Origin of the sequence: Prevotella melaninogenica (genome assembly GCF_018127925.1) — a bacterium.
GTDB lineage: Bacteria > Bacteroidota > Bacteroidia > Bacteroidales > Bacteroidaceae > Prevotella > Prevotella melaninogenica_C.
Map to the genome: position 1 here is coordinate 1045481 of NZ_CP072348.1, position 14333 is coordinate 1059813.

Sequence of the window (14333 nt, forward strand, 5' to 3'; positions counted from 1 at the left end):
ATTAGGTCAGAGCAAAATTTCTAACGGGTCGGAAGAAAATTTCTAACCCGTTAGAAATTTCTCGCTAACACGTTCCCCGTAAATTTCTAACAGGTTAGAAATTTTATTGCAACCCGTTAGATTTTCCTTTACCTCTCACCCTCCTTTATCCCATTAGGCTCCCTCCCTTTTCGGGGAGGGTCGGGGTGGGGCTTTCTTAAAGGGGCAATCGCGAGAACTACTGAAACGCCTCCGCCCTGAACCCGCTGCGGCGGTTGTAGCTGTCCACGTAGACGGTACCGATGCTGAAGTACAGGCTGTAAGCGGTGTTACTGAACCATGGGTGAGCACTTGACGACCAATAGTAGACGTAGCTGCCAACGGCGTACAGCTGACCAGAGCTGTAGTAACCCAAGGCGGGCAGGTAGAAATATTTGTTTGCATCGGCTGCAGAAGGGAGGCCAGAGTCTCTAATACTACTATTGCTGTTGTAGTAGTTCTTAAATGTTGTACGCAAGTCGGTTGTATTATCGACGGATTTCTCTGTGTCGTAATGATTCTCTGCCTGTAACACGGACTTCTTCTTAAACCACATGCCACCTTTATATAAATGACCCATAGTAGTCCATAATTCATCTGCGTCCCAACGAGGATCGCCGAACATTGCATACCAAGACAGCTCGTTAGCGTTGGGAAGATCCTTACATGGTGCGTGAGTGGCAGGGTTGCTTATGCCCCAACCTGGGAAACTCTTGTTGTACCAACGAGACACATCGCTGTTACTCTGGGCGTAATTTGATGAACTGTTACCGTTTAGTGTTGGCTGACCTGTGTTTCCTGGCAAGTGCCTTGTCCATTCGTAACCATACCAATATTGCTGCTGGGCATCCCACATGTAATAATGGTCGCCGTCGTAGTCACGTACGTTAAGGTTAGCTGTCATATCGTAGTACGTATTAGAAGTGTAAGCTGTAGCAGGAAGCGTCTTCGTGATGGTACCCTCAACGTTGGTAGCTACGTCCTTTACCCAATAACGTACTTTTAAGATATGAGTTCCTGGCTTAATCACCATATAAGCTCCGTTTGTGGTTACGCTGGCTGCGCTGTTAGTCAGTGGGAAGCCGTTTGGATTAGTACTACTGCCGCTTGTAGTCAAGATGATTTGTTTGCTACCTGTACCTGCAGAAGCATCCAAAGCACCTGTAGTTGTATTGACACTGTATGTTTCGGCTATATCGTTGTCAGAAGTTACCTCTACCTTAGTTAAATAACAGTTTTGCAGAATTGTGTTACTTGTGTAAGGCTGGAAAACTAAGTAAGCTGGCTGATGCTCTAACTGAAAACTAAAAATGCTACCGCCTACTGCTCCTGTTGCCGTAGCTGTACCGTAGTCGCCTGCTGTGCCAAAATGCTCGGTGTTGTCTGGTTTAGACTGACTTTGCGTTGCGGAGATTGTTACCTGGCTACCGTTACTATTCTTACCCAAGTAATAGACCTTATAGCTTGCACTTGCGCCAAACTTACCAGGAACTCTATATCGGAAAGAAGCTACCTTCTGAGTTGGAGCATTCGTACTCTTTCTCATTATGCCGTCGTCGTCCTTAACATAGATATAGTCGCCTGCTTCCCAAGAGAAATCGCTACTGTTATAATCCAATGACGTACGCGTTTTTGCCTCGTCGCCTGCTACGAAAGTTGTTAGGTTCTTATCGTTATCGCCCTCTTTGTTGGTTGGATTTTGTACCACATCGTCCTTAGCACAAGATGCGAAAGTCAAGGCAATGCCGAACACGACAGCCAAAGACTTTAGTTGCGATGCGAATGAATATTGTTTCATTGTTTTCTTCATCATTTATTCGTTTTACTTTGTTCTTTTAGTTAATAACTCTCTGTTAGTCTTCCCACGATGTAGGGGCTTCGTTTTCAAAGTCATCCTCATTCCATTGACTTGCCTTAGCAGCAGCTGGACCAGTAGCGTGGTTTGCCTTTTTGTGCTGACCAGGCATGGATGCGTCCATCAAATAAGTGGTTTCATTTACGTGAACTATTTCACACTTTGGTGCAGAATAGTTCTTCTTTTGTTTCTTTTTCTCCATTGTTTTATTGATTAAAAATAGTTATTATTTCGTGCTTAATTTCTTTTTATTTCGTTTACGTAGGGACACAAAAAAGCGAACAAAGGAAACTCCGAAAAGTCCTTTGTTTACAGGGGTTGCACAGCACGCCTCGCGCGCGTATGCGAAAAGAAAAAAGTGGGGAGGTTAGGCCTGGCCTATATGAGAGAGAGAGAGAGAGAGAGAGAGAGAGAGAGAGAGAGAGAGAGAGAGAGAGTACAAAATTATTTGGAACTACCAAATAATTTGCACTATTTTTTCTGTCTTTCTTCGTTAAAGAATCTAATGCAGCACAAACCGTGTTTACGCCTTTATTTCCAAAGGTGCAAACTTTTACTGAATTAATATTCTTTATGACGCTCATTGTTATTACAAGTTAATTTTGATTTAACTGGGCGCAAAGGTAGTGAGAATATATGAAACAAACAAGAAAATAGCAAATAAATATAAAAGCAAATCGAAATACGTAGCTAATCTTTAACGTTTAGGGCGCATGGCATATCAAGTAAGGACATAACCTTTATTAAATAGCGAGGGGAAAAGCAAAACGAAGTTTGCTGTCATTGAAGTCATGCGAAATATAATTCAAACCTATTGATTACAAAACACTTACGAGAAATGTTAAATATGACAGCAACTCAAAATAAAAAAATAGTTGTATATTATCGTCATTTCCTCCAGCTTTTAGTAGAGACTTTTATTACTGCCAAAAATATAAGGTTTACAAAAAAGCCATCATCCACAGTCTATTGCCGCAGATGATGGCTTTACTTTTATAGAATCATACCTTTTCTTAAAGAGGACGTCTATTCCTTTTCCTCTTGAGGAAGTATGATAAGGGCTTCTTGTTTCTTACCATCCATCATAATCTTTAATGGATTTGGGAAACGAACATGGCGCACCCACTGAGTTTCTTCCACAGCTGGAAGGGCATCAAGTACACTACGCTGATAAAATCCATCTTCCTTATAAGGATTAATTGTGAAATAGCCTACACCGAAAGAGGTGAGATTTTGGAAGAAATGTGTTCCCTGACTTGGGTCTACACGATAGTGTTCCAGTCCCTCCTCAACGATGACACGGGCTGCCGAGATATGTGGCCACTTCACAGGAATACCCAACCAAGGGTCGCTTGAACCCCAACGACCAGGACCAATGAGTACATAATTCTTGTCAGTATCAAGGAACTTACGGTTTATCCGTTCTATCTCATCAGCAATAGTTGGGTTGTTAGATGCTGTAAAAGAACTGTCGGTCTTTACATACACAACATCTTGTACATCGTCAGAAACGCCATGCCCCAAAGAATTATGGCTCCTCAAGAGACATTCTTCGTCATGTATTGCAGTAAGGTCTTCTTCTAACATCTGCTTAGAATCAACGATTGGACGAATCTGCAAGAGGTATAATTCACCCGTACGGTCATCATTCAGATTAACAGCAAACTCAATCTCAACTGGGCGACGCATAGCCTCAGCACCGTATGTCATTGCCATTTGTAACAACTCTGGTAGTGGAAAGACGTCCTGTTGGAGGACACCACAGAAAGAAATAATCTTTCTTCCTCCCTCATAGAGTCCATCATAAATAGCATGGTCTTCGGGAGAATAAGTGGAAGTGATATATTGTAGACTACCATCTGTCTCTGCATCTTTCACACGCAGTTTGAGGATATTAAAGCCGTCATCTACCTTAAAGTCCTCACTGATATGCTTCATGTCGAGCGCATAGAACTGAGTTTGGGTTTCGCGCAAGGCTATTTCCATTTCGCTCATCTGTAACACTTGATGCGGATGGAACGGACAAACGCGCAGTGTCTGCCCACCATCGACAATATACTTACCTAAACCCAAAGCCAAAGAGGCAATACCTTCCTCTGCTTTCTCTTCTCCTATCGGGTAATAGTTGAGAGAACGAAGAACACCAGAGATGTTTGGATAGAAATGATCTCCATACTCCTTACCGACAACCTGCTGTAAGATAACTGCCATCTTCTCCTGATCAATGACATTACTTGTGGCAGTCATATAGGCTTTGGAGTCACGATAATAAACCGAAGCATAGACGGCTTTAATCGCACAAGCCAACATTCGCAGCATCTCATACTTATCCTCGAGATAAGGAATCATATAAGTAGAATAGATACCAGCAAAGGGTTGATAGTGACTATCTTCCAACAACGAACTGGAACGGACCGCGATTGGTGAGCGAGTAGCCTCAAAGAAGGTAAAGAAATCGCCTATATACTCATCTGGTAACTGGGCATGAAGGAAGGCTTGGAGTATCTCTTCGTCGCTCGCATCACTCAAGGCTATCTGGTAAAGATTGTTCTGTTCCATAAAGCTATCGAAGACATCCGTACAAAGAACGACTGTCTTCGGTATCTGTACCTTTGCATTGGGGAAGCGATTGAAGTCTGGTCGGAGTTTAATAACATTATCAAGGAAAGCCAAACCACGTCCCTTACCTCCTAACGAGCCGTCTCCAATACGAGCAAAATGGGCATATCGGTCGAATTTTCGCCTATCAAACAAGGCAACAACACCCACATTGCGCATCCTTCGATAGGCAACAATGGCATCAAAGATAATCTGTCGGTGCATATCTACATCCTGTAGTTTATGCCATGTAATACCTTTTAGGAAGGAAGAAACTGGGAAAATGGCACGTGCAGAGAGCCAACGACTCATGTGATTGCGAGAGATATGATAGAGCATAGAGTCACGTGGAATCTTAAAGATGTTATCTTGCAACTCTTTCAAGCTTCGAATGCGCATCACCTCCTCACGTGTTTCTGGATTACGGAAGATGAAATCACCAAAACCCATGTGTTCCTCGAGTAGGTGGCGAAGGTCTACACTCATCTTCTTTGAGTTCTTATCTACAAAGTGGAATCCTTCTGCCTCAGCCTTCTCACGGTTCTCACTCTCCGAACTTTCTATAATCAAAGGGAGGTATTCATCTTCTTTCCTTATGGCACGAAGTAGTTTTAAGCCTGCCTCTGGGTCTTTCGCTACTACGGCTATGTTCCCTTCGGTCGCAGTAGTCCCCTGTTCTTTCACATTATTAATAGGGAACCTCACATCAGAGATAACACCCAAACAGTTGTCCTTATAACGTTGATAGATATCCCATGCTTCCTCGTAAGTGCGTGCTAAGACTACCTTTGGACGTCCACGCTGACGTAAGGAAGCATCGTGACGGGTCAAGGCTTCTGTGGCAAAGTTCTGACTCTGCGTAAGAATATAGCTATATAAGTTAGGTAGAATAGATGAGTAAAAACGGATAGAATCTTCTACCAGCAATATCATCTGTACTCCCACCTCATGGATATCATTCTCTATATTCATCTTATCCTCCATCAACTTAATGATAGAAAGAATAAGATTGGTATTCCCCAACCAACAGAACACATAATCAAAGATACTAAGGTCTTCGTTTTGTATACGTTTTGTAATACCATGAGAGAAGGGAGTCAGTACCACACAGTGGATGTCTGGGAACTCTGCCTTCACTGCTCTTGCAACATCAAAGGCATCGTTATCAGCATTACCTGGCATACAGATAACAAGGTCAATGTCTACAGTATTGAGCACCTTAGAGGCCTCTTCGATAGTAGACACCTGTGTAAAGGTTGGCGGATAACGCAGACCTAATTCCATATACTCATTGTAGATCTTCTCTTCCACGCGTCCATCATCCTCCAACATGAAGGCATCGTATGGATTAGCTACTATCAAAACATTGTAGATTCGTCGCATCATCAGATTGACGAAACTAACGTCTTTTAGGTAAAAATTACCCCATTCTGCAGGAATTTGCTCACTCATAATCCAAAACTTAATATTGGACAAAAATACAAAATAAATACAAGTCAACCTATCTTTTCGCAACTTAAATAATATATTTTTTATTACTTTGCATACTGGTTACCATTTTTTGCGACTTAAGTAGCTTCCAAAAAGAAAGAAAAAAATGAAAAATTTTTGATTTTCATTTGGACTTTTGATAGAATTTGGATATATTTGCCGTACCATTCTGAACTGAATGATACTATCTAACATAAACAAATAAAAGTCAATTTACTATGGAAGTCGAAAAAATCATGCAAGCACTGGAGCAGAAGCATCCAGGTGAGTCAGAGTATTTACAGGCCGTACATGAAGTACTCATGTCTGTAAAGGATGTTTACAATCAGCACCCAGAGTTTGAGCGCGCAAGTATTATTGAGCGTATTGTTGAGCCTGAGCGTGTTATCACATTCCGCGTACCTTGGGTTGATGATCAGGGTAAGGTTCAGGTAAACATTGGTTATCGCGTGCAGTTTAATGGCGCTATCGGTCCTTACAAGGGTGGTCTGCGTTTCCACGCATCAGTAAACCTCAGCATCCTGAAGTTCCTCGGTTTCGAGCAAACCTTCAAGAATGCACTCACCACATTGCCTATGGGTGGTGGTAAGGGTGGTTCAGACTTCTCTCCACGTGGTAAGAGCGATGCTGAAATCATGCGTTTCTGCCAGGCTTTCATGAACGAGTTGTATCGTCACATCGGTCCTGACGAGGATGTTCCTGCAGGCGATATAGGTGTTGGTGGTCGTGAAATTGGTTACCTCTTCGGTCAGTATCGTAAGCTGACTCACCAGTTCCAGGGTATGCTCACAGGTAAGGGCAGAGAATGGGGTGGCTCTATCCTCCGTCCAGAGGCTACAGGTTATGGTGCACTCTACTTCGTTCACCAGATGATGGAGACTCACGGTCTTGACATCAAGGGTAAGACTGTTGCCATCTCAGGTTTCGGTAACGTTGCATGGGGTGCTGCTAAGAAGGCTACCGAACTTGGTGCAAAGGTTATCACATTGAGTGGTCCTGATGGTTATATCTATGACCCAGAAGGCATTAGCGGTGAGAAGATTGAGTACATGCTCGAACTCCGTAACAGTGGTAATGATGTTTGTGAGCCATATGCAGAGAAATATCCTGGCTCACAGTTCTTCAAGGGTCGCAAGCCTTGGGAGCAGAAGGCAGATATCTATTTGCCATGTGCTACTCAGAACGAACTTAATGGTGAGGATGCCGACAAGATTCTTGCTTACAAGCCATTGTGCGTAGCTGAGGTTTCAAATATGGGTTGTACAGCAGAGGCTGCTGATAAGTTCACGGCAGCGAAGCAGCTCTTCGCTCCTGGTAAGGCTGTCAACGCAGGTGGTGTGGCTACATCAGGTCTCGAAATGTCACAGAACTCTCTCCGTCTCTCATGGAGTCCGGAAGAGGTTGATCAGAAGCTCCATTACATCATGAGCTCTATCCATGAGCAGTGCGTGAAGTATGGTAAGCAGGCTGATGGTTACATCGATTATATTAAGGGCGCCAATATTGCGGGCTTCATGAAGGTAGCGAAGGCTATGCTTGCCCAGGGTGTCGTATAAAAAAACCAGTCTATCTATTCCCTCTCCTGCTCTCCAAAGCAGGGAGGGAGTTAACTCTATGAGAGAAGGCTGGCGATACTAATAAATTAATATGTATAGAACCAAACTTCTCCTTATAGCGTTATTTGCGCTATGCAACGTCTTTACACTGACTATAAAAGCACAGTCAGATGGTAAAGCTTCTTATTATAGTAACGGATTACACGGTCGCCGAATGAGTAATGGCGAACGCTATGACCGTAATGCTTTTACTTGTGCACATCGCACACTCCCCTTTGGTACACGTCTAAAGATTACGAATCCTCGTAATGGTAAGTCTGTCATTGTCCGCGTAACGGACCGTGGCCCATTTGTTCGTGGTCGTGTCGTTGACTTATCCTATGCTGCTGCACGCGAATTAGGTACACTTGCCAGTGGTGTGGCTTACGTGAAGGTTGAGCTTGTACGCAAAGAAACAGAGATACCATTCCCTTCTGAGTCAAATGGTACACTTGAAATGCCTGAAATTGAATATGGTACTGCAGGCGTATGCTATGAGTTTATCCCTGAATGGGAAAAGGTTGAAGAGGATAAACCTAAAGAGATTGAGCGCAAAGTTGACACGCGCTTAAATAATAAAAAGAATCTTCAGCAAGGCAAGGTGGAGAAAGAAAACATTAGCGAGACACGCAAGCAGGTACAAACTTCTACTCCAGCTAACCAGCAGGTTACCAAGACTAAGAATCAGGCGACAGCCCGTACCACTCCTGCTGCAACCAACCGACAGCAAACTGCTCAGCAGAACAAGTCAACCACACAATCGACTACTTCAAAGAACAATTCAAGTAGCAGTTGGACCAACTTCTTCAAACGTGTGAAGGATGGTGTAACTGGGCTTTTTGAATAGAAAAGAATAAGACATAAGCAAGCAGCCCTCCCCGTCCCCTCCCCATAGGGAGGAGCGTTAATACCGTTATATCCCCACACTAAAAAGGTTCCTCCGTTAAATGTGTGGACGCTTTTCGTATTGTTTCAACGGAAGAACCATAGTTACACATTAAACAAAAACTTGGCTAAGACTATCAACATTCTATCCTATTATCATCCTCTGACATTGAAAACCTTGTCTCTAAGATTTCGAAAATCTATAGATAAGAACCTGAAAAATCATTACATAAATTCAAAGAAAGCATCTATAACTAACGGTAAAAACACGTATAAAAGGCAGGTTTGTAATCAACAGGAAATCAATTAGTTATAAAGCTGTAAAGTAAAAGGTGCTTAATTGGACTTCAAAAGGGCGTTAGTAAGAGCCTTAAAGGGCACCTATTGCAAGCTGATTAGGCATCTTTTAGAAGCCAAAAGAGCATGTATTCAAAATTATGATGTGAAAAATTATGACAGAATAATAAGTTATTAGCTTAATTAGACCAATTAGACCAAATAGCCTAATTAGGCTAATAGGAATAAGTTGTTTGTAGAAATAAGTTTAGCCTCTAATGACCGATTTGGGTTAAAAAGAAATAGAGGCTGCACCAGTTTAATGATACAGCCCCATTCCGTCATTTAAAGTTTTAGTTATCAGTAGTTAGTACTTACACAATAATATCTTTATAATCTCTATTTAATCTTATCCTTTTAGAATCCATATCGTAAGACGATTTGCTGACGATTTATGTTTTCTGTTTATCAACAATCTTACTTGCTGGTTCTTATATTGAATTCTGTCACTTTGCTTATACTCTTCTGACCCTGCAAAACAGTTAAAGCAAATCGTGCCATACCATCCTTTAATTTCTTATCAGCCTTCACAAGTGCTGTGTAACGAACGCCCTTACCGGGTGCAATACTCTCAATGTGAATAGATGGACTGATGTAAATGTGTGCATTACCGGTTGTTTCCAACACTGAAGGCTGTACATCACTGATCGTCTTATCTCCTCGATTCATCACCTCAAAGATAATCTTACCCACCTCATTGCGCGACAAGATACCATCTTGGTTATCATCAACAAAACGAGCATTGATAATCTCAATATTCGGTGTATACTGATAATTACCTGCCAACTTATCCACACTTGACTCAGCTGGTGCCTTGGTATTTGGCTGTGCCGCACTGTAACTGCCTGTATAATCACTGCCTTGGAAGTCGTAAATACGGTCGTCACCAGAGTTGGTGCTATCAAAACCGCTTCCATCTACCCTATTAGGCCGTGCATAGTCGTCTGTCTGATTATAATTATCGTATCCTGATTGATTCCTTCTTTCACGTGCCTTACGCTGTTGCACCTTCTCGTAATGGTCGTGTACATCCTCTTTCGCACGTCTGTCAGCCTTTGCACCTGTAGAAGCACCTATGATAGCACCACCAGCCATACCAACAATCGTACCTATATCTGAGCCTCTCGCTCCACCAGCAATACCACCAATAGCGCTTCCAAGAATGCTTCCTAACGAGCCACCTGTGATAGCACCTGAGCCTGTATAGGTGTTACAACTACTAAGCACCACGGCTGCCGAGAGGGAAAGAATTAAAAACTTCTTCATAACTTACAAATTCTTAACGTTGGCAAAATTAGCTACATATTTTCACATTTACAAAGATATTTCCCTACTCAGTGAGGGGAAAACCCTAAAGTTACTAAATATATCCTCCATCTTGCTGATTTTCAACAGTTACGAACAGCCACATTTACTATGAGTCTATCGGCAGATATAGCATCAGATGATCAAACGCAATATAACGTTTACCAGCCCAAGTGATAATACCAATAGCATCATTCAATGTACAGTTTCTCAACTCTTCATGCTCAGAAACAGAAACTCTATATGACTTCCCATTCTCATCTTTTACAGAGATAAAATCTGGTGTAATAGCTTCTAAGCCAAGATAGAAAGTATAGGAATAAGCTTCAAAGTCATTTGTCACCTTCATTCCTTTTTCTATTGGGGGATTCCAATCATCTTTTGCACGTGTCAATTGCATCGGACGAAACCAAGATACGTCCATCATAAATGACTCAAATGCTATCTTCGTCGGGCTATCTCCACCGAAGAAAACAAAGTATGGATAGGTGATATCATCCTTTGATAACTTGTCGTTATTCAACCACTGCAAGACAGAACGAGGATGCTGCACACAGGCATAATCCTCCTCATTCCGATAAAAACTTATAGTAAACTCTTGCTGATGCAGCTTACCGACCTCGCCTTCCTTCTGAAAATAATGACAAAATAGATAGCTTGTCGCTAATTCTTCTACTCCCCAGTAATCTAATTTCTGCTCACTATGATGCTCACCAAGCCAATAACCATCAAGGTTGGGGTATAACTGGTCCCACTGACCACGCCGACCATTCTCTGCAACTTGCTCTGCGCTGGCAAGAACTGATAGATTACAAAGTATGTCAGCCGTAAATTTTACCAACCGAATACGCGTCAGTTTCTCTTCCGCTTCCTTTAAAACCTTATGAAAAAGTGTCATCCTTGGGGTTTGTACAAAAAGTATATTCCGATGACATACACGTAGAAAGAAGTTATAGACCGACTCATATTGTCCCTTCATCTGCTTCGCATCGCCCTGTCGTGTCTCGACTGACAAGGGCAGTGCACCGAGTAACATCAATAGAAAAACCGCAAGACAATAAGCATCTTCTTCCTTTAATCGTAGTAGAAGTTCTTGTTTCCTCGTACCCTCACGTTCTGTTATCTCATCATCAAAAACACAGACATTGACAATTTGCTCACAACATTCTGTCCTCACATCCCTATCTTCGACATCCCCCAGCAAGGGCTTGTACCTCTCCATCAGTCTTTCCGCCAACCCATAAGCGTCTATCAATCTGTCAAGAGAAATCCCCATTTCATCCTCCCACTCACGCTCCAACTCGTGATAAACAGCCTTACGCAAAAAGGCATCTTTCCCTCCAACACGACCAAAGGAATTGTTTCCACTGCCCGATTTTCCTATATGTCTCCATAGCTCTTCACCACTATTATATAATAGTCTGAGCCGATAGACAGCATTCAGCTTTACCTTTATAGTCTCGTCTTCAGTATCAGTCCTGACAGACTTTCCGCACGTCTTAGCCTCCTCAGTACTTAAGTTGATAGTTTTATCGTCTAATTTCATATCTTTCATTCTTAGCTTTGTCATCTTCTGCCTGCCTACACACACTATAGAGATACAAGTCCTTCCAAACGTTTTCTGTTATTAACACCACTTTTCACCCTCAATCTGTAAAGAAGATTCCGAAGTTCTTTCCTACAATTTTGACTTCCCCTTTCTTCATATATTACTAATCGCAGCACTTAAGCTACTCTTCCGCAAAAATACAAATTAAATCCTTTGTGCCTCTCACGAAGATACATTTATTTTGCAAACAGAAACAAAAACTTAATAAATTATGAACAAAACAACATTTATCTTTACCCTTGGAGTTGCCTTAATCTGCAGTACTATCCTACTCACAACTACCAGTTAAATTGAGTTTTTTCGGCTCATAGAGGAGTAAATAGTTCATACTTTTCAACCATGTGTTATTCACTTGTGATAGTACAACTCTTTCCCGACAAAGAAGTTGCTTTCTTCACGACAAGACAAAGAAATATAATTTAAAACATCAAACTTATGATCAGAGGTTATATGAATTTCAGATGCGATAACTGCAACAACACTTTCCGTGCATTAGATATTGAGTATGGAGCAACTGCTATGTCAGTTCCAATGCCCTGCCCAAACTGTAACAGCCGCCACACTTACCCTCCTAACTGGCGTATTCTCGGCTTTTATCCTTTTGGCAACAACCGTAAGGTTTATAAAAGAATCTGGGAAAGAATGGATAAAGAGGAAAGCAAGTTTGATAGCCAATAGGCTAAAATGTGATAGCTTCTATTAGCTAAAACAGTAAACAAGCTTTCTACTGAACATATTTTACCAAGCAAATATATCGTAATTATATTCTTTAGAGTAGTATTAATATATACTTTTCATTGTGTTTTCTTTACTTTATTTCATTATTATTTTGCCATTTCCAATAAATTCCCTACATTTGTGCCATGTTTGGTGGGTACTTTACAAACCACTCGCCATTCATTGCACAAAACTTGCAAACGAGGTTATTCGACCCGGTTAAATCTGGAAAATTCAACTAAGGAGTCGTCACTAATCGAGTTTAGGCAGGTTCTGTGCCCCTATCCTATATGGGGGCATGGACTGTCTTTACTTTATTTTGACTCCAAGGTGTTTTCCAGAACCGAACCGGATAAATAAAGATAAAGCGGGCCGTGTCCCCTTTCTTCTTTTATCCTCTCTGCATCATTACTAACATTTTAATAATTAGAAATTATGGAAATTATCTATTACGTCGAGAAGAAAAAAGACAAAAGACTTTTCTACGGCTGCTATGCTGTATGTTGCAAAAAGACTCACACAGGCTCCAAAGGTATTCTGTAACATCTCAAATATGGAGAAAAGAAAAAGCATAAGCCCACTAAAGGTTTATAGTTTTCCCGAACAACTACACATAGAGTCTATTTTAGGGCTCTATGTGATAGTTTCACCTCTTACTGCTAATTGGATTGTACTTGAGAATGAAGAACAAATAGACTTTTTCAAACTCTTACAAACTAACAATCTTGAGACAGCCTTAAAGTCTTTTAAAGGCAACCAAAAGAATGCACATACCGTAGTAATTCAAATAGAAGCTAAGCAGTTTGAGAAGAAAGATGTAAGACCTGCAAACTATAGTGGGGTTATGCAATTTCATTTAACCAATGCATGCAATATGAGCTGTCCCCACTGCTATATGTATGCAGGAAAGAAGAAAGAAAAGGAGTTAACTACAGAAGAAATCTATAAAGTAATAGATCTATTTAAAGAGAGTGGAGGTGAGCAAATAACATTCACAGGGGGAGAGGTTTGTATGAGAACAGATCTTCTTGATATCATCAAACACACGCATAGTTCAGGACTAAATGTAGAAGTTCTGACCAACGGAACTTTATGGAAAGAAGAAGACATTAAAGCTGTTAGTCCATATCTATCACGTGTTCAGATAAGTATTGATGGGATTAACGAAGAAGAAAACTCTAAAATCAGGGGTAAAGACAACTTCGAGAAGGCACTCAATACTGTTGATACATTTCTATCTTACGGTGTGCCAACAGATATTGGTATCACCCCTTGGTTTGACAAAACTCTAAAAAATAAGATACAAGGGTATGCAACCTTTGGAAAGGAACTTATAGAAAAATATAAAGATAAGCCTTTCGGAATCCGTTTCACAACAAGTTTATTAGATGGGCGAGAGATAAAATTTTCTTCACCAGAAAAACAAGAATATGAGACTATTACAGAATCCATATACAAATCTTGTATGGGTGAGGACGTTTTAGACTTAGCTTTCATTGATTTCCATACACACTTTTTGTTAGAAAACAATTGTGAATTTGGCAACCTGACAATAGAGTCAAATGGAAACGTATATTTCTGTCCTTCATTATCTATGCTCCCAACTTCTTTGAACATAAGAAGAAATTCTTTTGAAGAGATACTCTCTTTCTCAAAAGAAGCAAGTAGAATTTCATGTGTAGATAACTTGATATCTTGTAGAAATTGCGATTTGCGATACATCTGCGGTGGAGGATGTAGAATACAATATTTTAAAGACTTTCAGCAAGAGGAAGCTTTCAAGATAGTCAACCATCCACGCAGAAAATGTACAGCAGAATATAAGCAGAGTATATACAAACAAATGATAAGAACAAACGAAGCTCTATTTCAATAATAGAGTTATTATTAATAATAAAAAAATAGACAACTATGGGAAAAATTA

9 protein-coding genes are annotated in these 14333 nt (G+C 41.0%); 4 read left to right on the forward strand and 5 right to left on the reverse strand.

Going from position 1 to position 14333, the window contains the following annotated elements; translation table 11 throughout:
• Positions 1-217: 217 nt before the first annotated feature.
• The 3 genes from J4861_RS09830 to J4861_RS09840 all read right to left on the reverse strand — a co-directional run bounded on the left by J4861_RS09830 (position 218) and on the right by J4861_RS09840 (position 5923).
• Positions 218-1828 (reverse strand): hypothetical protein, encoded by a 1611-nt coding sequence (locus tag J4861_RS09830; RefSeq protein WP_211817781.1) that lies wholly within the window; start codon positions 1826-1828, stop codon positions 218-220.
• Positions 1829-1871: 43 nt separating this feature from the next.
• Positions 1872-2075 (reverse strand): hypothetical protein, encoded by a 204-nt coding sequence (locus tag J4861_RS09835; RefSeq protein WP_211816714.1) that lies wholly within the window; start codon positions 2073-2075, stop codon positions 1872-1874.
• A gap of 824 nt (positions 2076-2899) precedes the next feature.
• Entirely contained in the window at positions 2900-5923 is a 3024-nt protein-coding gene (locus J4861_RS09840; RefSeq protein WP_211816715.1) for a PEP/pyruvate-binding domain-containing protein, read from the reverse strand.
• Positions 5924-6180: 257 nt separating this feature from the next.
• On the opposite strand from J4861_RS09840, the gene gdhA reads away from it, so the two are divergent.
• Both gdhA and J4861_RS09850 read left to right on the forward strand, forming a co-directional pair.
• The gene (gene gdhA, locus J4861_RS09845) at positions 6181-7518 is read left to right on the forward strand and encodes an NADP-specific glutamate dehydrogenase (RefSeq protein WP_211816716.1); all 1338 of its coding nucleotides are present in this window, start codon (positions 6181-6183) and stop codon (positions 7516-7518) included.
• A 91-nt stretch (positions 7519-7609) separates the two neighbouring features.
• Positions 7610-8404: a septal ring lytic transglycosylase RlpA family protein gene (locus J4861_RS09850; RefSeq protein ID WP_211816717.1), complete on the forward strand. Its 795-nt coding sequence runs from the start codon at positions 7610-7612 to the stop codon at positions 8402-8404.
• 791 nt (positions 8405-9195) lie between these two features.
• On the opposite strand, the gene J4861_RS09855 is transcribed toward J4861_RS09850, so the two are convergent.
• Positions 9196-10044, reverse strand: coding sequence for a YMGG-like glycine zipper-containing protein (locus J4861_RS09855; protein ID WP_211816718.1), 849 nt, complete (start codon positions 10042-10044; stop codon positions 9196-9198).
• Between the two features lie 148 nt (positions 10045-10192).
• Positions 10193-11629 (reverse strand): hypothetical protein, encoded by a 1437-nt coding sequence (locus J4861_RS09860; protein ID WP_249110825.1) that lies wholly within the window; start codon positions 11627-11629, stop codon positions 10193-10195.
• A 513-nt stretch (positions 11630-12142) separates the two neighbouring features.
• Here J4861_RS09860 and J4861_RS09865 point away from each other — a divergent pair.
• Both J4861_RS09865 and J4861_RS09870 read left to right on the forward strand, forming a co-directional pair.
• Entirely contained in the window at positions 12143-12370 is a 228-nt protein-coding gene (locus J4861_RS09865; protein WP_211816720.1) for a hypothetical protein, read from the forward strand.
• Positions 12371-12962: 592 nt separating this feature from the next.
• Positions 12963-14285, forward strand: coding sequence for a radical SAM/SPASM domain-containing protein (locus tag J4861_RS09870; protein WP_249110826.1), 1323 nt, complete (start codon positions 12963-12965; stop codon positions 14283-14285).
• The last annotated feature ends 48 nt before the right edge of the window (positions 14286-14333 follow it).